Source organism: [Clostridium] scindens ATCC 35704 (genome assembly GCF_004295125.1).
GTDB lineage: Bacteria > Bacillota > Clostridia > Lachnospirales > Lachnospiraceae > Clostridium_AP > Clostridium_AP scindens.
In genome coordinates, this window is sequence record NZ_CP036170.1 from 3,338,507 (window position 1) to 3,361,430 (window position 22,924).

Annotated in this window: 20 protein-coding genes; 3 read left to right on the forward strand and 17 right to left on the reverse strand. The window is 48.1% G+C overall.

The window, feature by feature from the left end; all coding sequences use genetic code 11:
• From hisS to scfA, 9 genes are all read right to left on the reverse strand, one after another.
• Nucleotides 1–1,272, reverse strand: coding sequence for a histidine--tRNA ligase (gene hisS, locus HDCHBGLK_RS17135; protein WP_004605093.1), 1,272 nt, complete (start codon nucleotides 1,270–1,272; stop codon nucleotides 1–3).
• Nucleotides 1,257–2,714 (reverse strand): coproporphyrinogen dehydrogenase HemZ, encoded by a 1,458-nt coding sequence (gene hemZ / locus HDCHBGLK_RS17140; protein ID WP_009248620.1) that lies wholly within the window; start codon nucleotides 2,712–2,714, stop codon nucleotides 1,257–1,259. The genes hisS and hemZ overlap by 16 nt, the downstream gene beginning before the upstream one ends.
• A 12-nt stretch (nucleotides 2,715–2,726) precedes the next feature.
• Nucleotides 2,727–3,347 carry an MBL fold metallo-hydrolase gene (locus tag HDCHBGLK_RS17145; protein ID WP_004605091.1) on the reverse strand — a complete coding sequence of 207 codons (621 nt, stop codon included), beginning with the start codon at nucleotides 3,345–3,347 and terminating at the stop codon, nucleotides 2,727–2,729.
• 5 nt (nucleotides 3,348–3,352) lie between these two features.
• Nucleotides 3,353–5,698, reverse strand: a complete 2,346-nt coding sequence (locus tag HDCHBGLK_RS17150; protein ID WP_004605090.1) for a RelA/SpoT family protein — start codon at nucleotides 5,696–5,698, stop codon at nucleotides 3,353–3,355.
• Nucleotides 5,699–5,737: 39 nt separating this feature from the next.
• Complete coding sequence (locus HDCHBGLK_RS17155) at nucleotides 5,738–6,262, reverse strand: adenine phosphoribosyltransferase (protein ID WP_004605089.1); 525 nt, start codon at nucleotides 6,260–6,262, stop codon at nucleotides 5,738–5,740.
• A gap of 89 nt (nucleotides 6,263–6,351) precedes the next feature.
• Entirely contained in the window at nucleotides 6,352–8,112 is a 1,761-nt protein-coding gene (gene recJ, locus HDCHBGLK_RS17160) for a single-stranded-DNA-specific exonuclease RecJ (protein ID WP_004605088.1), read from the reverse strand.
• 84 nt (nucleotides 8,113–8,196) lie between these two features.
• On the reverse strand, nucleotides 8,197–10,371 hold the full coding sequence (locus tag HDCHBGLK_RS17165) for a protein translocase subunit SecDF (RefSeq protein ID WP_004605087.1): 2,175 nt from the start codon (nucleotides 10,369–10,371) through the stop codon (nucleotides 8,197–8,199).
• Nucleotides 10,372–10,406: 35 nt separating this feature from the next.
• Nucleotides 10,407–11,801, reverse strand: coding sequence for a thioether cross-link-forming SCIFF peptide maturase (gene scfB / locus HDCHBGLK_RS17170; protein WP_039909278.1), 1,395 nt, complete (start codon nucleotides 11,799–11,801; stop codon nucleotides 10,407–10,409).
• A 119-nt stretch (nucleotides 11,802–11,920) separates the two neighbouring features.
• The gene (gene scfA, locus HDCHBGLK_RS17175) at nucleotides 11,921–12,064 is read right to left on the reverse strand and encodes a six-cysteine ranthipeptide SCIFF (RefSeq protein WP_004605085.1); all 144 of its coding nucleotides are present in this window, start codon (nucleotides 12,062–12,064) and stop codon (nucleotides 11,921–11,923) included.
• A 238-nt stretch (nucleotides 12,065–12,302) separates the two neighbouring features.
• On the opposite strand from scfA, the gene gap reads away from it, so the two are divergent.
• A complete protein-coding gene (gene gap / locus HDCHBGLK_RS17180; RefSeq protein WP_004605084.1) occupies nucleotides 12,303–13,322 on the forward strand; it encodes a type I glyceraldehyde-3-phosphate dehydrogenase in 1,020 nt (339 codons plus the stop codon).
• A gap of 150 nt (nucleotides 13,323–13,472) precedes the next feature.
• On the opposite strand, the gene HDCHBGLK_RS17185 is transcribed toward gap, so the two are convergent.
• Both HDCHBGLK_RS17185 and spoVT read right to left on the reverse strand, forming a co-directional pair.
• The gene (locus HDCHBGLK_RS17185; RefSeq protein ID WP_004605083.1) at nucleotides 13,473–13,847 is read right to left on the reverse strand and encodes a TIGR04086 family membrane protein; all 375 of its coding nucleotides are present in this window, start codon (nucleotides 13,845–13,847) and stop codon (nucleotides 13,473–13,475) included.
• A 53-nt stretch (nucleotides 13,848–13,900) separates the two neighbouring features.
• Nucleotides 13,901–14,449 carry a stage V sporulation protein T gene (gene spoVT / locus HDCHBGLK_RS17190; RefSeq protein ID WP_004605082.1) on the reverse strand — a complete coding sequence of 183 codons (549 nt, stop codon included), beginning with the start codon at nucleotides 14,447–14,449 and terminating at the stop codon, nucleotides 13,901–13,903.
• A 178-nt stretch (nucleotides 14,450–14,627) separates the two neighbouring features.
• Between spoVT and HDCHBGLK_RS17195 the strand changes: the two genes are divergently transcribed.
• Nucleotides 14,628–15,074: a GatB/YqeY domain-containing protein gene (locus tag HDCHBGLK_RS17195; RefSeq protein ID WP_009248622.1), complete on the forward strand. Its 447-nt coding sequence runs from the start codon at nucleotides 14,628–14,630 to the stop codon at nucleotides 15,072–15,074.
• A gap of 233 nt (nucleotides 15,075–15,307) precedes the next feature.
• Here the strand turns inward: HDCHBGLK_RS17195 and HDCHBGLK_RS17200 are convergent, their stop codons facing one another.
• From HDCHBGLK_RS17200 to pth, 3 genes are read right to left on the reverse strand one after another with little or no spacing between them, the layout of a single operon-like run.
• Nucleotides 15,308–16,378, reverse strand: coding sequence for a peptidyl-prolyl cis-trans isomerase (locus HDCHBGLK_RS17200; protein ID WP_004605079.1), 1,071 nt, complete (start codon nucleotides 16,376–16,378; stop codon nucleotides 15,308–15,310).
• 51 nt (nucleotides 16,379–16,429) lie between these two features.
• Nucleotides 16,430–19,774, reverse strand: a complete 3,345-nt coding sequence (mfd, locus tag HDCHBGLK_RS17205; protein WP_004605078.1) for a transcription-repair coupling factor — start codon at nucleotides 19,772–19,774, stop codon at nucleotides 16,430–16,432.
• Nucleotides 19,775–19,777: 3 nt separating this feature from the next.
• Nucleotides 19,778–20,362, reverse strand: a complete 585-nt coding sequence (pth, locus tag HDCHBGLK_RS17210) for an aminoacyl-tRNA hydrolase (protein ID WP_004605077.1) — start codon at nucleotides 20,360–20,362, stop codon at nucleotides 19,778–19,780.
• A gap of 140 nt (nucleotides 20,363–20,502) precedes the next feature.
• On the opposite strand from pth, the gene HDCHBGLK_RS17215 reads away from it, so the two are divergent.
• Nucleotides 20,503–20,937, forward strand: a complete 435-nt coding sequence (locus tag HDCHBGLK_RS17215) for a hypothetical protein (RefSeq protein ID WP_004605076.1) — start codon at nucleotides 20,503–20,505, stop codon at nucleotides 20,935–20,937.
• Between the two features lie 33 nt (nucleotides 20,938–20,970).
• Here the strand turns inward: HDCHBGLK_RS17215 and HDCHBGLK_RS17220 are convergent, their stop codons facing one another.
• The 3 genes from HDCHBGLK_RS17220 to sigG all read right to left on the reverse strand — a co-directional run bounded on the left by HDCHBGLK_RS17220 (nucleotide 20,971) and on the right by sigG (nucleotide 22,769).
• Nucleotides 20,971–21,234, reverse strand: coding sequence for a hypothetical protein (locus HDCHBGLK_RS17220; RefSeq protein WP_004605075.1), 264 nt, complete (start codon nucleotides 21,232–21,234; stop codon nucleotides 20,971–20,973).
• 33 nt (nucleotides 21,235–21,267) lie between these two features.
• Nucleotides 21,268–21,915, reverse strand: a complete 648-nt coding sequence (locus tag HDCHBGLK_RS17225) for an HAD family hydrolase (RefSeq protein ID WP_009248623.1) — start codon at nucleotides 21,913–21,915, stop codon at nucleotides 21,268–21,270.
• 77 nt (nucleotides 21,916–21,992) lie between these two features.
• Complete coding sequence (gene sigG, locus HDCHBGLK_RS17230) at nucleotides 21,993–22,769, reverse strand: RNA polymerase sporulation sigma factor SigG (RefSeq protein ID WP_004605073.1); 777 nt, start codon at nucleotides 22,767–22,769, stop codon at nucleotides 21,993–21,995.
• Nucleotides 22,770–22,924: the final 155 nt, after the last annotated feature.

Consider the following 22,924-nt stretch of genomic DNA (forward strand, 5'->3'; position numbering starts at 1 on the left):
TTACAACTGATCTACAGAATCTGCATAGCAGTCGATGATTTCTTCATAGCCTTCTGCCTGCAGCTGTTCCTTCTGGAACTTCTTGTTCTTCTTCATGTTGACAATCAGCACCTGTTTTCCTGCTTCCCGGTCCGTTTTTGCCATGGCTAATACCTTGAGCATTCCTTCCTTGGGCATGTTCTTTTCAAGAAGGTATGCCTTCTTAGCGCCTTTTCTTGGAACCTCGTATCCATTTTCCAGCAGCAGCATGACGATTCTCTCAAATCCAATAGAGAATCCGCAGGCCGGCGTATCCTGGCCGGTAAACTTCCCGATCATCTTGTCATAACGGCCGCCGCCTGCCACGGAACCGCCGAAGTCGTCCATCGTCACCTCGAATATCGTCCCTGTATAATAGGACTGTCCTCTTACCAGCGTAGGATCAAAACGGATACCAAACTTTGCTTCCTTGGCTTCTTCCACGCTTGAGATAATCGTCTCCATCCCCTCAGCCGTCTCTGATGAAAGGCAGCAGCCAAGTTTCTCTTTCAGATAACGGATACCTTCCACATCCGGCGTTACCTCGTCGAACAGACCAAGATAGGTATCCACGCTTTCTTTGCCATACCCCAGTTCCTGCAGTTCCCCGGCCACGCCTTCTTTTCCAATCTTATCCATCTTGTCAAGGACAATGAAGACTTCGTCATAATCTTCTTCTTTAAAACCGCTGTAGGCGGCCATTGCCTTCAGGATGTTCCTGTCATTGATGCATACGGTAAAATTCTGAAAGTTCAGTTTCCCCAGCATGGCCGTGGTGGCGAGAATCAATTCGATCTCTGCCAGTATGCCCGGCTCGCCTAAGATGTCGATATCGCACTGCATAAACTGGCGGAACCTGCCCTTCTGCGGACGGTCAGCCCTCCATACATTTCCAATCTGCATCGCCTTGAATGGCGATGGCAGCTCGCTCATATGATTTGCATAATATCTTGCAAGGGGCACGGTCAAGTCGTACCTCAGTCCTCCGTCAACCAGATCATTTTCCTCTTTTGCCTCGTCTATCTTCAATTTCTCGCCGCGCTTTAAGATCTTGAATATCAGTTTTTCATTGTCCCCGCCCTGCTTGCTGCAGAGATTCTCGATATGCTCCACGCAAGGGGTTTCCATTGATGAGAATCCATAAGTCTTGTAGGTTTCTTTTATGAGGTGGATCACGTAATCACGAATCTCCATTTCTTTTGGAAGCATGTCCTTCATTCCGGTAACCGGTTTCTTCTTTAACGCCATAGCCATTCTCCTTTTCGTTCTATCATTTCATCAATCCGGTCTATATAGGCATCGATCGCCTTTACATTCTCGATCCGCATCAGCCGCGTCATCTTTTTCTTTCTGCTGCCAGGCATGGGTATTATGCCTTTTAGTACGATCTTCGTGGATGCGCCTGCGCCAGCGGCAACTATGGATTGCTTTTCCTCCATAATAAGTATATTGTATATTCCCGCTTTGTCAACCTTTGCATAGCCAACATTTTCGAAATTCCCCGCAATATTCTTCTGGCGATACAAATAATATGGGGCCAGTCCCATCTGCCTTGCCAGGCGCTCTGCTGACCGAATCATGCCTGACATGACTTCATTTGTCTTCCCGTCCTCCCGCTTCAGATCCTCCATATCCATCCTTGCCGCCCTTTTGATGGCAAGGGAATGCACCGTCAGGCTGTCCGGCATAAGCCGGCCAATCTGCCTCAGGGTATCTTCCATATCATGGAGATCCTCTCCCGGAAGACCTGCGATAATATCCATATTAATATTGTCAAACCCCAGTTCCCTCGCCATGCCATATGCCGTTATGATCTGCTCTACGCTGTGCCTGCGCCCGATGGCATCCAACGTCTTTTGCTGCATGCTCTGCGGATTAATGGAGATCCGGGTGACGCCGTGACGTCTGATCGCTTCTAGCTTCTCCCTGGTAATGCTGTCCGGCCGTCCGGCCTCCACCGTATATTCCAGAAGATGCTCCCTTGAGAAGTTCTCGTCAATACAGCACAGGAGGCGTTCCAGCTGTCCCGCCGTAAGCGTGGTAGGCGTGCCCCCTCCGATGTAGATAGTATTCAGTTTCTTTAAGGAGGACTTCTGAGCGATAAACTTCAACTCTTTGCACAAGGCATCCAGATAATCCTCCACCCTGCTTTCCCAGTCGGCTAAGGCCCCGGAACTAAAGGAGCAGTAGCTGCACACGGTGGGACAGAACGGGATGCCCACATAAAGGCTGTACCCATTGTCATAGTCCAGCCGCTCTAGCAGTTCCTTCTCCCTTCCGGCAATCTCCCATGCCAGGGAAGCCTTCTCTTTGCTTACCATATAGATCTCGTGAAACCAGGAGACAAATGCCTTCTCATCCATCCCCTCATCCAGCTTCTTCATGGCAATCTTCGTAGGCCTGACTCCGGTAAGAATCCCCCAGGAAAGAGAGTTCCCCGTCTCTTCTTCAAGCAGGTGATATAACTTTACGTCTATATGCCGTTTAACTTCTGCTTCTTTTCCTATCCCTGAATATTCGGCGGGCATATCCGCCGCGCCTGTCGTGATCTTGCGCCCATTCTCCAGCAGTACCGTTACATAATTAGAGGCTTTTTCCTCCACCCGGCACACAGCCTGTGCCGCTGGATAAAAAGCCTTAATCATATGGTACGTATTATAAGTATATGCCTCGCTGTTACATATAATCCGAATCATTCTTATACCCCGCTACAGAAATGGATTGTGCGTCTTCTCATGCCCAATCGTAGTCTCGCCCATATGCCCCGGATATACAAGGGTCTCATCCGGAAGGACCATCAGTTTCTCCTTCACGGCCCGCACCAGGTCGGACATGCTTCCGCCCGGAAAATCCGTACGTCCGATCGAATTCTGGAACAGCGTATCCCCGCTGAATAAGACTCCTTCGGATCTGACATAATAGCAGCATCCTCCCTTGGTATGGCCCGGCGTGTGGAACACCTCAAAGTCATAGCCAGCCAGTTTCAGAATCTGTCCTTCCTTGATGCTCTTAGCTCCTTCATAAGTATATCCCCCGGTATAGACAGAAGACTGGTTTAACTTCGGATCCGTCATAGCATCCGCGTCTTCTTCATAGACATAGACCGGCACATGGAATTCGTCCACGAATCCGTCAATTCCCATAATATGGTCAAAATGGGCATGCGTCAGTAGAAGCGCCTCTATCTTAATTCCTTCCGATTTGATGTGGCTTAGAAGATAGGACGGACAGGCAGCCGGATCAACCACGACCGCCTGTCTTGTCTCTTCATTTACCGCCAGATAACAATTAGTGCTGATAATTCCAGTAACAAATCTCTCTACTTTCATCTTTTCTATCCTGTCGTCCTTTCAATATCAATTACGCCCTCCACCTGACGAAGTTTCTTCACAATTCTTGTCAGTTCTTCCCTGCCATGCACGATAAATCCCGTCTCAATGGTAGCGGTTCCCTGCTTGCTGGTGCGTACATTCATGGACTTCACATCCACGTCTCCTTCCGTAAAGATCTTTGACATCTCCATCAAAAGCCCTTGCCTGTCATGGGCATACATCTTGATCTCAGCCAGATACTGCCCGCCGGCCTTCTCTGCCACGTCGCTTTCCCACTCCGCATCAATCAGGCGGGCGCGCTCGGATTCTGTCAGATGGATCATGTTCACGCAGTCCGTGCGATGGATGGAAAGGCCTCTGCCTCTGGTAACAAAGCCCACAATCTCATCCCCGGGCACCGGATTGCAGCATCTGGAGAAACGTACTGCCATATCGTCAATTCCTTTGACCACGATTCCACTCTTGGACTTGGCAATATGCACCTTATTCTTGGACGCTTCTGCAACCCGCTCCAGAACCACTTCATCCGTGATTTCCTGCTTGTGCTCTTTGTCATACTCTTCCACAAGCCGGTTTACCACCTGGCCTTCCTTAAGCCCTCCGTGCCCAATGGCAGCCAGCACCGCTTCCCAGTCCTTGAATCCGTATTTCTTCTGCACCACGTCCTGATATTTCGGATTCATGATATTGCTCAAATTAATGGATTTGGCTTTGCAATAAGAGGCAATCATCTCTTTTCCCTTGATGATATTGCTTTCCTTGAATTCTTTCTTAAACCATTGATTAATCTTGTTCTTTGCCTGGGTGCTCTTGACGATTCCCAGCCAGTCCCGGCTCGGGCCTCTGGAGTTCTGGGAGGTCAGGATCTCGATCCTGTCCCCGTTCTGTATCTTGTATTCAATATTCACCAGCTTGCCGTTTACCCTGGCGCCTACCATCTTATTTCCCACTGCGCTGTGGATGGCGTATGCGAAATCAATCGGCGTAGAGCCATTGGGCAGATTCTTCACATCGCCTTGGGGCGTGAAGCAGTATACATCCTCTGCAAACAGGTCCAGATCGCCCTTGATCAGGCTTAAAAACTCCCGATTATCCGACATGTCTCTCTGCCATTCCAGTATCTGGCGCAGCCAGCTAAGCTTCTCTTCTTCCTGCGCCTCCACGCTCTTCTTGCCATCATTGGATTCTTTATATTTCCAATGGGCCGCGATACCGTACTCTGCCGTCTTATGCATTTCCTGCGTCCTGATCTGGATCTCAAAAGGCTGCCCCACGGAACTCATCAGCGTCGTATGCAAGGACTGATACATATTGGGCTTGGGCATCGCAATATAGTCTTTGAAGCGTCCCGGTATCGGCGTATACATCTCATGGATGACACCTAGCGCCGCATAGCAGTCCTTTACGGAGTCCACGATAATCCGCACCGCGAACAGGTCATAGACCTGATCCACCGTCTTATCCTGATTAACCATCTTCTTGTAAATGCTGAAGAAATGCTTGACGCGCCCGTTCACATCCGCCTTGATGCTGGCGTTCTTCATGTGGGTGGACACTTCATCCACGATCTGCTGGACGAATTCTTCCCGCTCCGTCTTCCTTGCGTTAATCTGATTTACAAGATCAAAGAATACTTCCGGCTGCGAATACTTAAGAGCCAGGTCATCCAGTTCCGTCTTAATCTTGGATATGCCGAGCCGCTGGGCAATCGGCGCATAGATATCCATGGTCTCTTTGGCTTTCTCCTTCTGCTTGGCCGGCGTCATAAACTCCAGCGTCCGCATGTTGTGAAGGCGGTCGGCAAGCTTGATGATGATGACCCGGATATCCTTTGCCATTGCCAGGAACATCTTCCTTAAGTTCTCTGCCTGTACCTCCAACTTGTCGGAAGAATAGGAAAGCCTTCCCAGCTTGGTGACGCCGTCTACCAGAAGCGCCACTTCCTCGCCAAATTCCCGTTTAATATCCTCTTCGCCTACTTCCGTATCCTCAACAACGTCATGAAGCATGCCGGATACGATCGTCTCTTTATCCATCTCCAGGTCAGCCAGTATGATGGCTACCCACAGAGGATGCACGATATACGGCTCTCCGGACTTGCGGCACTGCCCTCCATGGGCTTTTTTCGCAAGCTGGTATGCCTTTTCAATCATAGAAACATCCGTAGAGGGGTGATACCTTCGGATGCGGGCAATCAACATTTCATATAAGCGATCCGGATTTTCATAGTCTCCCGGCGCTTTAACGGCATGACCGTCAACGACTTCCAGTCCTGCGGAGGCATCTGCCGTCAGCGATTCTGGCGCAATACGCCCGTCAATTGCCTCATATGTGGTTTTTTCTGACATATTAACGCCTCCTTCCTGTTACATATTTTTCTTTTGTTATTATTTACCAGGATATGCAATTACAGACTCAACGTCATATCCTTTTAATTTATCTCTGCCCTTAAGACCCTCCAGCTCCATCAAAAATACGGTCTTTACGACTTCTCCTCCCAGGCCTTCCACCAGTTTGATCATAGCCTCATTGGTTCCCCCCGTGGCGATCAGATCATCAATAATAACCACCTTCTGGCCAGGCTTTATCGCGTCACGGTGCATCTCCAATTCGGCAATGCCATACTCCAGCTCATATTTGATTGAAACCGTCTCACATGGAAGTTTTCCCTTTTTCCGGATTGGAATGAATGGCTTATGAAGGTTATAGGCAATGGGAACTCCAAAGATAAATCCTCGGGACTCCGGCCCTACGACCACATCGAACTCCACATCTTTTAATTTTTCCTGCATAAGGTCTATGGCAAGCATCAGCCCGTCGGCATCCTGAAGCACGCTGGTCACATCCCTGAATATAATACCTGATTCCGGAAAATCCGGAATACTCCTTACGTATTCTTCAATCGGTTTCATACACAATCTCTCCATTCTCACTAAAATACCTTATAAGTATAGCATTAGTCTACGTAATTTTCAAACAATTCTAGACATTTCTCGCACCATTATTGGTAGTGCGTAATCACAATCTGAACCGTACGCTTTCCCATATATTCATTAATGTCGGGATAATAAGTGACGGACAGCTTCATCTGGCCTCCTCTTCCTTTCATCAGAAGATCCACAGCCTCTTTCCCATACCGCTCTTCCAGAAGGGAAAGCATCTGCTCTGCTCCCCGGAAGCACACGGCCTCCCTTGCCGTCTGACTGGAATCTTTTACCTGAAGTTTCAGTACATTTCTATTCTTGCCAAGAATCCGCCCGCTTATAAGTTCTACATTTCTGGCGGCAAAGACCGGCTTTGTATTCCCCTTTCCGAAAGGTTCCAAAAGAGTCAGTTCCTCCACCAGTTCCTCTGTCACGCAGGAAAACGGCAATTCCATATCTATCACTACTTTTTCTGCCATGTCTTTTGGCTCCAGCCGGCAGTTATCATTGAGCGTCCTTCGAAGTTCTTCTATGTTTTCCTTGGCAAGGGACATTCCTGCCGCCAGCTTATGTCCTCCGAACTTGGTGAGGAGATCCCTGCAGCGGCTGAGTTCTTCATACATATTATATGCCTCTATGGAACGGCCCGAGCCTTTGATACCCTCTTCGGCATCCGTCAGTATGATGGCAGGCCTGTAATACCGCTCCCGGATCCGGCCTGCCACGATTCCGGCCAGGCTTTCATGGCAGCCGGGCAGATAGAGGACCAGAACCCGGTCTTTCCCTGCCTTCGTCGTGTCCACGATCTGTCTTGCCTGTTCCACCGCGATATCCGTCATCTCTTTGCGGCTGTCATTCAGCGCCTTCAGATCCCCTGCCAGTATGTCCGCCTCTTTTCCGGATTTCGCCCGCAGCAGATTAAGCGTCCGCTTTGCCGTATCCAGCCTTCCGCTGGCATTCATACAAGGCCCAAGTACGAATCCGATATGATAGGCGCCGATTCGATCCTTATCCACTCCCGTGCACGCGATCAAAGAGCGAAGTCCGGGACTATGCGTCCGCTTCAGCATCTGCAGGCCTTCCTTTACGAAAATCCTGTTTTCGTTTTCCAGTTCCATCACATCGCCCACTGTAGCGATCGCCACATTTTCGATCAGATAGTCCAGATCCTCCGCGTCGCCGCCCGTGGCCTCCCACAGGGCTTCCACCAGTTTATAGGCGATGGCTGCCCCGCACAACCCTTTAAATGGATATTCGCACCCCGGCTGCTTTGGATCGATTACAGCATCTGCAGGCGGAAGCAGATATTTTTTCCCGTCCTCTTCTTCCTCGAAGGGCACCTCGTGATGATCCGTCACCACGATCGTCATCCCAAGGCGCTTTCCGCAGGCAATCTCCTCCGCCGCCGCAATGCCATTGTCGCAGGTAATGATGGTATCTATTCCATCCTGATACGCCCGTTCAATCAATTCGATGTTCAGTCCATATCCATCCTTCATGCGGCTGGGTATATCACTGTCTGCCTCAGCCCCCAGTTTCTCCAAGCCCTCCAGCAGTATGTAGGTGGCATTCACTCCGTCAATATCGTAATCTCCGATGACCCGGATCCGCTTCTGCTCGGCAATCTTCTCCCTTAAGATGTCCACTGCCTTGTCCATATCCTTCATCAGCATGCCGTCATACAGGTCGGCAATTGTGCCATTCAGGTACTGCGCGATTGCCTCATCGCCGATCACATCCCTGTTACGGATTAAGCAGGCCAGCCTGGGGCTGATCTGAAACCTTTTCCCAATCCCTTCAAAATCCGCGCCTTTTCTTAGAAGCACCCATTGTTCCATCCTCTATCCTCCCTATGTATCTTGAAAGTAAAAAGCAGCCACGTCATATAAATATGGCTATGGCTGCTTCATCGTTTCACTCTATTATTTCTTTTTCTTCTTGCTTGTCTGGGCAGCTGGTTTCTTGCCAGTCTTTGTCTTCATAACATACCACAGGGCTCCTGTGATGCACACGGACGAATATGCTCCGCATACAATGCCCACGATCAGCGGCAGCGCAAATTCACGGATGGAGCTTACTCCCATTACGTACAGCACTGCCACCATAATGAATGTGGTCAGGGAAGTATAAATACTTCTGGTAAGCGTCATTGTAATACTCTTATTTACCACTTCTGCAAGATCCGTGGACTTGGTCTGGTAATGAAGTTCCTCGCGGATACGGTCAAATATGACGATCGTCGCATTAATGGAATATCCCACGATGGTCAGCATGCAGGCGATAAATGTATTCCCCACCGATATTCTCGCAACCGCATAGAATGCAAGCACGACTAAAACGTCATGTAACAGAGCGGTTACCGCGCTGGTTGCAAAGCGTATATCCTTGAATCGGAACCAGATATACAGAAGCATGAATATAGTTGCGACAATAACCGCGACAACCGCGTCCTGCCGCATCTCGTTACTTACTGTAGAACTGATATTCTCTGCAGTAATCTTGGACTCATCCACGCCGAAATTATCTGCCATAGCCTGATTCAGTTTTTCACGCTGGTCAAGTTCCAGCGTAACCGTCTTGATAATCACCTGGTTGGTACCTGCCACCTTCTGCGTCTGGACATTGTGATCGCCGGTCACTTTTTCTACTACAGGCACGATCTCTTTGTCAATCTCTTCAATCGTGTAATCTTCATTAAATGTCACATTGGTTGATGTTCCACCTTCAAACTCAAGGCTGTATGCAAATGCCCCATTCCCCTTGGATGAATTCACGCCCATGAAGATCAGTCCTGCGGCGATGACTGCCGTAGATACGGTAAAGAACCATTTCTTCTTTCCGAGGAAGTTGATGGTTTTCCTCTCCTTCTTAGCACGATAGTATAGTTTTTCTTTGCGAAGCCCTACCGCATAGAACGCATACACGATCATACGGGTAATAACAAGGGCGGTAAACATGGATACGATAATACCGATTGCCAGAGTCTGGGCAAATCCCTTTACCGTTCCCGAGCCCTTGAACCAGAGGACAGCAGCCGCGATCAAGGTGGTGATGTTGCCATCCACGATTGCTGACATAGCCTTCTGGAAACCAGTCTTTAATGCATTCTTCACGCTCTTTCCGCGGGACATCTCCTCACGCACCCGGGCGAAGATGATGACGTTTGCATCCACCGCCATACCGATACTCAGGATGATACCCGCAATCCCCGGCAAGGTAAGGGTCACGTTAAACGCATTTAATATAAGAAGCACAAGTTCCGTATAAATAACCAGCGCAAGGCTTGAAGCAAGTCCCGGCAGATAATATACAAATATCATAAAGATAAATACAATAGCAAGTCCGATCGCGCCGGCCTTCAGACTGGTGCTGATTGCCTGTTCTCCCAGCTGGGCGCCTACCACGTTGGAGCGTAGTTCTTCCAGTTCCAGCTTCAATCCGCCGATACGGATGGTAGATGCCAGGTTTTCCGCCTCATCATACGAGAAATTTCCTGTGATATATGCCTGCCCTCCGGTAATCGCCGTCTGGACTCTCGGGCTGCTGATCGCCTCTCCGTCATAGATGATGGAAATGGTCTTTCCTACATTGGCCTCTGTGGCATCCGCGAACTTCTTTGTCCCTTCCTTATTCAGACTCAGTTCCACGGAGTACTCCTTATTGCCCATATCATCCTCGCCGGCCTTGGCCGTAGCGGTCTTGACATCGGATCCGGTAATGACCGTCTCTCCATCTTCCGTCCTGAACTCAAGGGAGCCTGGCTTTCCAAGTTCATCCAGGATCGCATTGGCATCCGTAACGCCCGGAATCTCAATGTTAATCCGGTCGTCGCCTTCCTGGTACACGCTCGCTTCTGTGCTGTACTGTTCCACACGCTTCTGAAGCTTATAAATGGTGTCGCTCATCTCTTTTTCTGTCGGATTGTCATCCTTAACCTGATAGGTAATGCTGACGCCGCCTGCCAGATCCAGGCCAAGCTTGATGTTCTTCATTGCGCCGGTTCCAGTCTTGCCAAAACCGACCAGAACCGTAAAGCCAAGCAGCACGACCAGCACGACGGTCAGAATCAGGCTCAGTATGCCTTTGTTCTTCTTCATGGTTTACTTCCTTTCTGTCTCTTCTTAATCCCTTTTTATTCTTCTGCAAGCGCCGCTTTCATCATAATTGCGCATTCCACGCGCTTACGCTGCATCTCGCAGCCAATATCATATGTATCATGGATGGTCCCGTGGAAATTGTAAGAATTCGCCATACATCCGCCGCTGCAATAGAACTTGGCAAAACAGTCCCTGCACTTATCTTTGGAGTACACGTTGCAGCTGCGGAAATCATCCGCAATCTCCGGCCTTACGATTCCTTCGTCCACATTTCCCATCAGGAATTCTACCTGTCCCACGAACTGATGGCAAGGATAGAGATCCCCCCAAGGCGTCACGGCCAGATATTCCGTCCCGGAGCCGCATCCGGACAGCCTTTTCGCTACACAAGGCCCACCGTCTAAGTCTATCATAAAATGGAAAAAATTAAAACCTTTTCCTTCCTTTTCACGTTCAATCATTATCTTTGCCAGTTTATCATATTCTTCATTAATCACCGGGATATCTTCCTCCCGGATCGCGTAGGGATCGCTTTCCTCTCCCACCACCGGCTCTATGGACATCTGCTTGAACCCCAGATCCGCGAAATGCAGGATATCGTTGGAAAAATCCAGGTTATCGCGGGTAAACGTTCCCCGCACATAGTATCGCTCCTGGTTCCTGCTCTTTGCCAGTTTCTGGAACTTGGGAACGATCAGGTCATAACTTCCCTTTCCATTGCGGAAGGGACGCATACGGTCATTGACATCCTTGCGGCCGTCCAGGCTTAAGACTACATTGTCCATCTCCTTGTTCACGAACTCCTGCACCTCGTCGTTTAACAGAACGCCATTGGTGGTAATCGTAAACCGGAAATGCTTGTCGTGGATCTTTTCCTGCTCTCTTCCATAAGCCACCAGGTCTTTCACCACCTGCCAGTTCATCAGCGGTTCTCCTCCGAAGAAATCCACTTCCAGATTATGCCTGTTGCCGGAATTGGCAATCAGGAAATCCAGCGCTTTCTTTCCCACTTCGAAACTCATAAGGGCACGTCTGCCATGGTACTCCCCTTCTTCCGCGAAGCAGTATTTGCAGGCCAGATTGCAGTCATGGGCAATATGAAGGCATAATGCCTTTACTACCGTCTTTCGCTTCTTCACTTCCTCGATCATGCATTCATAGGCATCCTCAGCGAATAGCCTTCCTGCTTCCGTCAGTTCGATTACGTCCGCCAGAGCATCTTCAATCTCGCCCTCTTCGTACTTCTGTCCCAACTCTTTCTTAAGGCCCTTAAGCACGCATGGCTCTTTTAGAGTCTTAGCGGTATGGGCTTCATTTTCTTTGCTTAATTTCGCAATCACGTCATAGCACAGTTCGTCCACTACATGGACCGCGCCGCTGTACACATCCATGACGATATTGTATCCATTATTCTGGTATTGGTGAATCAAGGCTATATACCCCTTTCCTATATACATTATCAGGGGCCGTCCCCTGCATCCATTCTTATGAACAACAAGAAACAGCGACCCTTAAGACCGCTGTCCCGAGTATTCCATATAATCCAAAACTATTTCTTCTGTTCGCAAGTCTGGTTTCCTACTGTACAGGAAGTCTTACATGCTGACTGGCAAGATGTCTGGCATTCTCCGCATCCGCTCTTCTTTAAATTGCTATTCATAGTCTGTGTATTTAATGTTTTTACATGTTTCATGCTCTATTCCTCCTTACCTTTGCTTAACTTATGTTATTATACCATTTCATTATTATTTTCGCAATCATTTTATATCTCTTGTTAAAACTTTAATTACTCCCCATTCTATGGCCTTTTTACGGTAGTTATGATACACTATCGGTGGATTACAGCGTGAACGCCAGGTACTGCTATCTATAGCCATAGTCTTTTAAAAAGCAATATTGCAAATGTATGTCTTATAGGAGGTAATTGTACAATGGCAATTCAAATTGGCATCAACGGATTCGGCCGCATCGGCAGAGTCGCATTCCGTATCGCCATCAGTCAGCCTGAACGCTTCCACTTGTGTGGAATCAATGTCCGTAACGCAAATCTTGATTATATGGTATATATGATCCGGTACGATACCATATTCGGCCGCTTCCGCGGTGAACTTGGCACTTACGAGAAGGGGATTACCGTAAACGGAAAGAAGATCCCTGTCTTTTCCGAAAGCGATGCTTCCTGCATCCCATGGGAAAGCTGCGGTGCCGAATATATTATCGATGCAACCGGCGCTTTCTGCACTACTGCAAAGGCAATGTCCCATATCAAGGCCGGGGCAAAAAAGGTCATCATCTCGGCGCCAGCCAAGGATGATGAGACCCCTACGTTCGTCATGGGCATCAACCACACCAATTACACGCCGGATATGAAGGTCATATCTAACGCTTCTTGCACTACGAACTGTCTGGCGCCCATCTGCAAAGTCCTGGAGGATAATTATGGCATCGAATATGGCCTGATGTCCACAATCCACGCGGCAACCGCCAAGCAGAAAGTAGTCGACAGCCGGTCTTTGAAGGATTGGCGCACCGGCCGGGCAGTTTTTGGCAATCTGATTCCTTCCACAACCGGAGCAGCGAAAGCAATATCCTTGGTCATCCCTTCTCTGAAGGATCGGATGAACGGAATCTCTTATCGGGTTCCTACCTCGGACGTCTCCATCGTCGATCTAAACGTAGCGCTTAAGAGCCCCTCATCCTACGAGGATATTTGCAGCAAAGTCCACGAGGCCTCCATGACATATTTGTCCGGCATCCTGGATTATGTAGATGACGAAGTCGTGTCCTCTGATTTTATCGGAGACTCCCACGCCTCCATCTTCGATGCACGGGAAGGGATACAGGTTAATTCCCATTTCTTTAAGCTGATCTGCTTCTATGATAATGAGTGGGGCTATACCAGCCAGATTTTCAGACTCATAGAATACATGGACCAGATTCATCAGCAATAACAATTTCATATCGTTTCTATGGCAGCGATAGATAGCCGAAGTTACTGTAATCAACTTTCTGTAAGGGACATATGCATTCGTAATTACGATTATGAACCATACAAAACTATGTCAAAAGAGACAGACACTTTTTTGGAGTGTCTGTCTCTTTTACGATATCATTCCGCCGACCATTCCGCCGCCCGCGCATAAGATAAATGTGGTCACGAGATTGGCTCCGTCCCCGTTCAGCGTATGATACACCCCCAGCGTGATCAGCAGAAGCAGGGCAAAATACGCGATGCCAAGACCAAGGCCCCATATGAACCGCTTCACTTTGGCCATCTTGCCAATCAGAATTCCTCCGATCAAGGTCGCCATGACATAGATTGCTACGATCGCCGCCGATACCATCTTCTCGTTCAGCTCCATCTTATATAGCGCCATCGTAAGCAGCAAAAGCAATATCCCCGTAACAATATAAGAAGCCAGCAGCGCCTTCAGCACCCACATAACCTTTGAGTCTTTTCGAACCTGTCTTTCCATCCCATCCCTCCTTGTCTATCACAAGTTATGATGGAACTTCCAGGTTTATTCCACTATTGTTCCATTTGCTTTCCTAAAAATCCTGCGGCGCAGGCTGCCATCTTCTGTTCCAGTTCTCCCAGTTTCTTCTTCGCGTCCTTGGATAGCAGGATGACGCCGCCTATCACATCTCCTTCGCAGATGATGGGGCAGATGATCTCATATTCGTATTCTTCTTCCTGGCTGTCGGTTATGGCAACATACTTCTTATCGCCAAGGGCGGCCATTATCTGGTTTCTGTCTCCCAGCTGCTTCTCCAGCGGCCTGCTGATATATTTATCCTGCAGATCCTTTTTGCCAGTGCCTGCAGCTGCAATGATCTGATCCATATCGCAGACGCATACCAGGCAGCCCATCGTCTGAGCAAGGCTCTCTGCATACTGTTTTGCAAATGCAGAGAGTTCTCCGATGGGAGAATACTTCTTTAGTATGATTTCCCCCTCTCTGTCCGTAAATATTTCCAGAGGGTCGCCTTCCCTGATTCTAAGAGTTCTTCTTATTTCCTTTGGAATAACCACCCTTCCCAGATCATCTATCCTTCTTACGATTCCAGTAGCTTTCATATAAGTTCTCCTCCGTTTACAAATCTATCCATTTTCTTGTATGGTGGTAGTCTTTGTAAAATCAAGTTTTTTATACCTGCGGCCAAAATAAATGTCATTTATATATCCTACTTTGGGCTGGATATTTAAAGCACAGTTCTGTATAATAATAAGAAGTATGATATTAGGAGGGATAAAGATGAGCAAGATTGAAGAAGTCCGAGGCGCTATGGTGAAAGCCATGAAAGCCGGAGACAAGGAAACCAAGGAGACTCTGTCCATGCTGCTGGCCGCCCTTAAGAACAAGGCCATTGACAAGCGGGAAGACTTGACGGAAGCAGAGGAAATCCAGGTGATCTTAAAAGAAATAAAACAGACAAAGGAAACACTGGATATGACCCCTGCGGATCGCACCGAGATTATTGACGAGTGCAACAAGCGCCTGTCCGTATTGGAACAGTATGCCCCGAAGATGATGGACGAGTCAGAGATCAAGGACGTGATTGAGGCTACTTTAAAAGAAATCGGCCTGGATGCGCCAACCGCTAAAGATAAAGGAAGGATTATGAAAGTTCTGATGCCAAAGGTAAAAGGTATGGCCGACGGCAAATTGGTTAACGAACTTCTAATGACCTATATGGGATAAAATTATGAAACGGAAAAGCAAGCAGAAGCTGATTTTTCCTGTCCAAATTCCCTGGATCAGATACATTCAAGAAGCTTCAGGAATTTATCGAGACGGATTGGTCCTATGAATGGTAGCATCGTGCAGCAGCTTTTATACTCACTGGCAAAGGCTGGAGCGGAGGTTGCATTGCATCCCCCGCTCCAGCCTTCGCCGTCCGGTATAAAAAAGTTCCAGCACTATATCCAAAAACCTTACTGCCCCTCGCTATCCGTATCCACCTGATCATCCGTCTTAACATCATTCGCATACGGCTCCTGATCTTCTACCTTCATAGTAACGCTAAGATCATTAAAATCAACTTTTTTCCAAACACTCTTGTTGACCTTGATATCCGCCTTCTTAAGCCACTTCTCGCAGGTCTTGGTGTAGAGGTCCGTCTTTCTGTCATTTACGATAGACTGCTTCTTGGTATCCGTAGCCTCTCTGTCAAACAGGCTGGTAACCTTTCCAACATAGCATCCATTCTCAGCCTCGATCATCTCTGTCACTTCGCCTTCTCCCAGCTTATCAGCCGCTGCGATCAGGTCTGCTGACGGGGTGGATGAATCCTTGTCAAATGTTATTGTGCTTGCTTCCACGCCTTGTTCTGTGGCAAATGCGCCGAAGTCTTCCGCCGTCTTGGCTGCTTCCGCAAAATCCTCTGCCTTGCTCTTGACCTTTGCCTTCTCTTCATCAGACAGATCTACGGATTTGCCATCCGCATCCTTAGTCGTATAAGGGAACAGTACATACTGCATGCTCTTCTGGGCTGCCTCTTCATCGGATACTTCCGTATCAGCGTCGGCCTGAATTGCCTCCGTCATCTTCTGCTGGATCGCCATAAGCGTCATCACGCGCTTCACCGTCTTTAACGAGCCACTGATTTTTTCTTTGTCTTCCAGGGCGTTTGCCTCGTCAAACTCTTTTGCAGTACTCTCAATGGCATTCTTTTCCTTGTCAGACAGAGAGACCTCATAGTCTCCCATATGCTCTTCCAGAAGAATCATAGTCTCCAGCTGCTTTAGCACGGAGTCTTTTACGGATTCTTCGTAAGTCTGGCCTTCCATCGCTTCGGAATTCCACATGTCTTCTCCCAGATATCCTGCGTAATAGGTCTCATACTGGGCCTGTGTATATCTTGCATAGAAATTAGCAATGTCGGCTGTTATCTCTTTGTCGCCTACCACGGCAACCACATCGTCGTCTTTAAACGATCCGCAGCCGGTAAGGGAAGTCGCTGCAAGCATCCCTGCCATTGCGAGTATCAATATCTTCTTTTTCATGTTCTTGTATACCCTCCTTAGTACCGTTAACTTCTCTATTATATCCTTTTTTTACTGGTCAATCAATCCTTTAATTCCAATTAGCACATTTTTCACAACCGCCAGCACATCCGTATTTTTCTCTTTTTTATTGCGACTCTTCTTCTCATATAAGAAGCAAGGATTCTCTGCATCTGCCTTAAAGGCCAGATCCCCTTTAAACTGCTCCAGGAGTCCGGGAATCTTCTGGGGCTGGACTTTGGCCTTTTCATACATGGAGAAGGTGAATCTTTCTCCCTTCTGCTCTACTGCCGTCACGTAGGCGCTGTGAGCAATCGCTTTCAGGCTTGCGACAGCCAGGAGAGTCTCCACCTTTTTGGGGATATCTCCGAAACGGTCAATCAGCTCTTCCAGCATGTCTTCCATCTCTTCTTCATTTTCAATGGCCGCCACCCGCTTATAGATATCCAGTTTCTGATACTCGTTGGGAATATAGGAATCCGGGATATATGCATCCACATTCAGATCCATCGTAGTGTTGAAAGTCTCTTCTTCCATCTCGCCTTTTAAATGCTTCACCGCCTCATTAAGCATTTTGCAGTATAGGTCGTATCCCACGGCTTCCATATGGCCATGCTGCTCAGCGCCTAGAAGATTGCCGGCCCCCCTGATTTCCAGATCACGCATGGCAATCTTGAATCCTGATCCCAAGTCTGTGAACTCTCGGATCGCAGCCAGCCTTTTTTCCGCAACTTCCCGGAGCAGTTTATCCCTCCGATAAAGTAGAAAGGCATAAGCCATTCGGTTAGAACGCCCTACTCTTCCCCGCAGCTGATAGAGCTGGGACAGGCCCAGATGATCGGCATCATGGATAATCATCGTATTTACATTGGAGATGTCCAGCCCGGTCTCAATAATCGTTGTGGATACCAGCACGTCTATCTCTCCGTTGATAAAGTCGTACATTATCCTCTCCAGCTGGTGCTCCTTCATCTGGCCGTGGGCGTATTCCACCGTGACATCCGGAACCAGTTTCTGGATATGGCCTGTTATCTCTGCTATATCCTCCACTCGGTTATAGACATAATATACCTGCCCCTGCCTTCCGGATTCTCTTTCGATCGCTTCTCTTACCATCTCGTCATTATACTCCATGACGTAGGTCTGGATCGGCATCCTATCGTTGGGAGCCTCTTCCAGCACGCTCATATCCCGGATTCCGATCAGGCTCATATGAAGCGTCCGCGGAATCGGCGTTGCCGTCAGAGTTAATACATCCACATTTTCCTTCAGTTTCTTAATCTTTTCCTTATGCTGGACGCCGAAACGCTGCTCCTCATCGATGATCAGAAGTCCCAGGTCCTTGAATTTCAGATCGTCGCTTAAGACTCTGTGGGTGCCAATCACAATATCCACCAAGCCTTTCTTGGTATCCTCGATGGTCTTCTTCTGCTGAGCCGGAGTCCGGAATCTGCACATCAGATCCACCCGGACCGGAAAGTCCTTCATCCTCTGGGCAAATGTATTGTAATGCTGCTGGGCCAGGATCGTGGTGGGTACCAGATAGACGACCTGCTTATCCTCCTGCACTGCCTTGAAGGCCGCCCGGATGGCAATCTCCGTCTTTCCATATCCTACATCCCCGCAGATTAGGCGGTCCATAATCTTATGACTCATCATATCCTGCTTGACGGCCTCGATGGCAAGCAGCTGGTCTTCTGTCTCTTCAAAGGGGAACATTTCCTCAAATTCCCTCTGCCAGACTGTATCCTCTCCATATACGTAGCCTTCCTGCTCCTGTCTTGCGGCGTACAGCCTGACCAGATCTTTGGCAATCTCCCTTACTGCCCCTCGGACTCTGGTCTTGGTCTTCGTCCATTCCTGCGTGCCCAGACGGTTTAATTTGGGTTTCTTGGCATCCGCGCTTGCATATTTCTGAATCAGGTCCAGCTGGGTAGCCGGGATATATAGATTGCCTCCCTGGGCATAGGATATCTTCATATAGTCCTTGGATATCTTATCTACCTCGATCTTCTCGATGCCCTGGTATATCCCCAGGCCATGGTTCTCATGAACCACATAATCTCCAACCTTCAGTTCCGCAAAACTCTGTATCTTTCGCCCTTCATAGGTCTTACGCTTCTTCTTTTTCTTCGTCTTTCCGAAGATATCCGTCTCCGAGATCACCGTAAACTTCAGCATCGGATACTCATAGCCATATGCCACATGCCCATAAGCCGTCATAATCTCGCCCGGCGCCACTTCCCGGTCCAACTCATCGCTATAATAACTGCTCAGATTATAATCCCTTAGATCCTCTGCCAGACGCTTCGCCCTGGTCCTGGATCCGGATAGAAGAACCACCCTGTATCCATTCCTTTTCAGACGCTTCAAATCCTGCGTCAGCATGTCAAAACTGCTGTTATAAGGATTGACGCTTTTCGTCTGAAGGCTGAAGGAGGCCTTTGTCTCCAGTCCCCTGCATTTCATATCCAGGGCAAAAAAGCCGACGCTGCTATAAGCGTTCATTTTTCTTAAGATCTCTTCCGTATGATACAGCTGCACTTCCGCGTCCGTGACTTCGTATCCGCTTTCCACCCTCTTTTTCTGGGCTTCCAGAAACTCTTCTTCCACCCCCTGCCCTTTTTCGATCAGGCGGACCGGCTCATCTAAGAACAGGATCGTCTCTTCCATTGGAAAATAATCCAAAAAGGAAACCCCCTTCTCTCCTTCCTGCGGAAATTCCACCGCCGGACAGATCGACACCTCTTCCAGATTCTCGATAGATCTCTGGGTCTCCACATCAAAAGTACGGATCGAATCCACTTCATCTCCCCACAGTTCTATCCGGATCGGAAGTTCTTCTGTAAGGGGATAGACATCCAGTATGCCGCCCCTTACCGCAAACTGGCCGGGAGCCTCAATCTGCACTTCCCTGTCATAGCCAAGCGCCACCAGCCTGGACTGCATCTCTTCCAGATGAAAGGTACTGTCATTTGCAATCCGCACCGTCTTTTCAACAATTACATCCTTGGGCAGAAGGGTGTCCATGAACGCATCGAAACTGGTAATCACCGTAGCCTTTTCGCCTGCCGCCACCGCCTGGATCACTTCCATCCTCTGACTTACCAGTTCCTTGCTCCTTAAGTCTGCCTGGTAAAAGAGCAGGTCTTTGGCCGGATACAGATGGGTATTCGGATCCAGGAATCGATACTCTTCATAGACTTGTTTTGCCTTGGATTCACTTGAACAAGCGATGACTCTGTAATTACAGCCATCGCTCAACGCATACATCATATGGGTTTTCTGGGAATTCACGCATCCGCAGACTCGTATCATCCCCGCGCCTTTTCTTATGTCCCTGCTAATCTCTTCAAATTCTGCTAATTCATTCAGTGGCCTGATTAAGGCTTGCATATCTTAGGCCTCCTTAGGCTTTACTTTTCTGTTAAACTTATTCATGGCCTCTTCCATCTCTCCTCTGAGGATCATCTCCACCGCTTCCACAGCCTTCTGGCATCCTTCCTCCATGATGGCGCGCTCTTCTTTCGAGAAACGACTGAGGACATAGTCTGCCAGATCATATTTCTTCGGCTTTTCTCCCACACCGACCTTGATTCTTGGAAATACTTCCGTCCCAAGATGGCTGATAATATTCTTCATTCCATTATGGCCGCCGGCGCTTCCTTTTTTACGGATTCTAAGTTGTCCGACATCCAGACTGATATCATCGTAGACAACCAAAAACTCGCTTTCTTCATCAACCTTATAATAATCCACCAGGCCGCCCAGGCTCTCGCCGCTAAGATTCATGTAGGTCTGCGGCTTAGCCAGAATTACTTTCTTCCCCTCTATGATTCCTTTTCCGATCAGGGCTCTATTCTTCCTGCCGTCTACAGATATATTATATTTGCCGGCAAGCGTATCTATGACATCGAAGCCGGCATTATGCCGCGTGCCTTCGTATTGTAATGTAGGATTTCCAAGTCCCGCTATAATAAACATTCTTCTCACCTCAGTTTCTATTCCTTTCCATTCTACAAGAAGCCGTCCTATTTGTCACGTAAAAGAAATGAATAATTTGCTGTCTTTTTTCATACATTATAGAAAGTAATAAATATCATACACAATACAGGAGGGTCTCAATGAGTTCCAAAACAAAAATCGTCGTATTGCATATGAAGGAGATTATTTACACGGCAGTCTTCGCCGCACTGGCAATCATACTTATCCTGCTGCTGGTATTCATGTTCCTTCCAAAAAATAAAGAGTCCAAAACCAACGAGGAGAAATACATGCCAGGAGTATACACATCCACCGTCACGCTCAACAACACCGCCCTTGAGGTGGAAGTGACCGTGGATGAGACACATATCAATTCCATCCGCTTCTCCAACCTGGATGAGTCGGTAACTACCATGTTCCCTCTGATCCAGCCGACTATCGAGGACATTGCTGAACAAGTATATGACTCCCAGTCTCTGGATAACATTCAGTTGTCCGAGGATAGCCCCTATACTTCCCAGATTATTGTAAATGCCATTGACGAGGCATTGAAAAAAGCCGAAACTACCAAGTAGTTGCGGCTTTTTATATGTTCTTCATAATGATTCCTATCCTTCTACGATCAGATATCTTCCACCCGGAAGCGGGAATACTTCTGATGCTTCCTCAATCTCTTCAAGAGACATGCTGTCTACATCCAGACCTTCCTCTTCTAGAAACTCCTTCACTTCGCCGATGTTCTCCACGACCGCTGCCATGCAATCCTCCAGGAATGCTTCCGCCTCTTCCAGCGTCTCCGCAACCGGCTCATCAAACAACTGCGCCTGGTTTTTCAAGAACGTCTTCAGGCACTCCTCATCGTACTCATACATTTCTCTAACCTCCCTTAATTTCTTTTCCTTGCTTCATACGAACTGCATCAGTTCTTCCGGACTGTCTATGATAGTTCCCGCGCCTGCAGCCCTCAATACTTCTCTTGACCGGAACCCCCAGGATACGCCCACCATGCGAACCCCTGCGTTTCTGCCTGTCTCCACGTCCACTTCGGAATCCCCCACATACAGGCATTCTTCCCTGCCCGCCTGCATCTCCTCCAGCAGTCTATAGATTCCGGCAGGATCTGGCTTTCTCGCAATTCCTTCCTTCTGGCCCTGCACGCAGTCAAACACATCCTCGCCAAAGATACGCTCTACCACTTTCTTCGTCTGCCGATGGGGCTTGTTGGAGAGAACCGCCAGCTTTATTCCCTTGTCTTTCATCTGCATAAGCGTTCCGGTGATGCCTTCATAGGGTGTTACAAGATATGTACAGTTTTCATCAAATATACGTCCGTATACCTCCATTCCTTCCTCAATTCTTGAAAGTTCCCTATCTCCAGCTGCCTCCAGGGAACGTTCCATCAGATATCTCGCGCCGTTGCCTACAAAACTGCGGCACTCATCGGTAGTGATCTGAGGAAGTCCCATCTCTTTTAACGTCTCTTTCACCGAAAAAGCCAAGGATTCCAGTGTATCGGTCAAAGTTCCGTCAAGATCAAATATACAAGTTTTCATAATACATATATCCTCCATGCAATAATCATAGTATGACTATAGGAAAAATTCAAGGGGAATTTCGTAATCCATTCCCCTTAAGTGAGATATTGGCGCATCAGCCGCAGCGCATTCTTTTCCAGGCGGCTTACCTGAGCCTGGGAAATCTTGATCTCGTCGGCAACTTCCATCTGCGTCTTGCCCTCAAAGAACCGCAGTTTGATAATATACCGTTCCCGTTCCCCTAAGTGCTGCATCGCCGCTTCCAAAGACAAGTCCTCCACCCATTTTTCTTCCTTATTCTTTGTGTCGCTGATCTGATCCATTACATACAGGGCATCGCCTCCGTCATTATATACCGGCTCCTGAAGGCTCATAGGAACCTGAATGGCGTCCAGGGCAAACACGATGTCCTCTTTGGATATTCCGATCTCTTCCGCAATCTCCTGGACTGTGGGCTCTTTTAGGTTCTGCTTGATATAATTCTCTTTTGCATAGATCGCCTTATAAGCCGTATCACGAAGCGACCGGCTGACACGGATGGAATTATTGTCCCGCATATAGCGCCTGATCTCGCCAATGATCATGGGCACCGCATAAGTAGAAAACTTCACATCCAGTTCCGTATTAAAATTATTGATCGCCTTGATCAGGCCGATGCAGCCGATCTGGAACAGGTCATCCGGATTCTCATTGCTTCCTCCAAACCGCTTTATCACGCTGAGCACAAGGCGTAGATTTCCTTTGATATATTCTTCCTTCGCCTCTGCATCCCCTGCTTTTATGCGCGCAAACAAAGCTTCCTTTTCCTCTTCTTTCAGGATTGGAAGCTTTGCCGTATTCACACCACATATTTCAACTTTTCCCTGTGCCATTGTCAGAACCCTCCTACTAGATGAATGAATAATTAATATCTAGTAAAATGATTCTCCATAAGTTCTTTTGTTATTCTTTACACCGCCAAAATAAAAAAAGTTTTAGACCTTGACAAAACATTGAAACCCCAAAAGCCACATGCTATAATTATAAA

Coding starts and splice junctions, on each gene's coding strand:
- scfA (WP_004605085.1), bottom strand. CDS start 12,064: ATGAAACATGTAAAAACATTAAATACACAGACTATGAATAGCAATTTA.
- HDCHBGLK_RS17185 (WP_004605083.1), bottom strand. CDS start 13,847: ATGGAAAGACAGGTTCGAAAAGACTCAAAGGTTATGTGGGTGCTGAAG.
- mfd (WP_004605078.1), bottom strand. CDS start 19,774: ATGCAAGCCTTAATCAGGCCACTGAATGAATTAGCAGAATTTGAAGAG.
- hemZ (WP_009248620.1), bottom strand. CDS start 2,714: ATGATTCGGATTATATGTAACAGCGAGGCATATACTTATAATACGTAC.
- pth (WP_004605077.1), bottom strand. CDS start 20,362: ATGTTTATTATAGCGGGACTTGGAAATCCTACATTACAATACGAAGGC.
- HDCHBGLK_RS17200 (WP_004605079.1), bottom strand. CDS start 16,378: ATGAAAAAGAAGATATTGATACTCGCAATGGCAGGGATGCTTGCAGCG.
- HDCHBGLK_RS17155 (WP_004605089.1), bottom strand. CDS start 6,262: ATGAAACCGATTGAAGAATACGTAAGGAGTATTCCGGATTTTCCGGAA.
- HDCHBGLK_RS17145 (WP_004605091.1), bottom strand. CDS start 3,347: ATGAAAGTAGAGAGATTTGTTACTGGAATTATCAGCACTAATTGTTAT.
- spoVT (WP_004605082.1), bottom strand. CDS start 14,449: ATGAAAGCTACTGGAATCGTAAGAAGGATAGATGATCTGGGAAGGGTG.
- HDCHBGLK_RS17220 (WP_004605075.1), bottom strand. CDS start 21,234: ATGTATGAGTACGATGAGGAGTGCCTGAAGACGTTCTTGAAAAACCAG.
- recJ (WP_004605088.1), bottom strand. CDS start 8,112: ATGGAACAATGGGTGCTTCTAAGAAAAGGCGCGGATTTTGAAGGGATT.
- gap (WP_004605084.1), top strand. CDS start 12,303: ATGGCAATTCAAATTGGCATCAACGGATTCGGCCGCATCGGCAGAGTC.
- HDCHBGLK_RS17215 (WP_004605076.1), top strand. CDS start 20,503: ATGAGTTCCAAAACAAAAATCGTCGTATTGCATATGAAGGAGATTATT.
- HDCHBGLK_RS17165 (WP_004605087.1), bottom strand. CDS start 10,371: ATGAAGAAGAACAAAGGCATACTGAGCCTGATTCTGACCGTCGTGCTG.
- hisS (WP_004605093.1), bottom strand. CDS start 1,272: ATGGCTATGGCGTTAAAGAAGAAACCGGTTACCGGAATGAAGGACATG.
- HDCHBGLK_RS17195 (WP_009248622.1), top strand. CDS start 14,628: ATGAGCAAGATTGAAGAAGTCCGAGGCGCTATGGTGAAAGCCATGAAA.
- HDCHBGLK_RS17225 (WP_009248623.1), bottom strand. CDS start 21,915: ATGAAAACTTGTATATTTGATCTTGACGGAACTTTGACCGATACACTG.
- HDCHBGLK_RS17150 (WP_004605090.1), bottom strand. CDS start 5,698: ATGTCAGAAAAAACCACATATGAGGCAATTGACGGGCGTATTGCGCCA.
- sigG (WP_004605073.1), bottom strand. CDS start 22,769: ATGGCACAGGGAAAAGTTGAAATATGTGGTGTGAATACGGCAAAGCTT.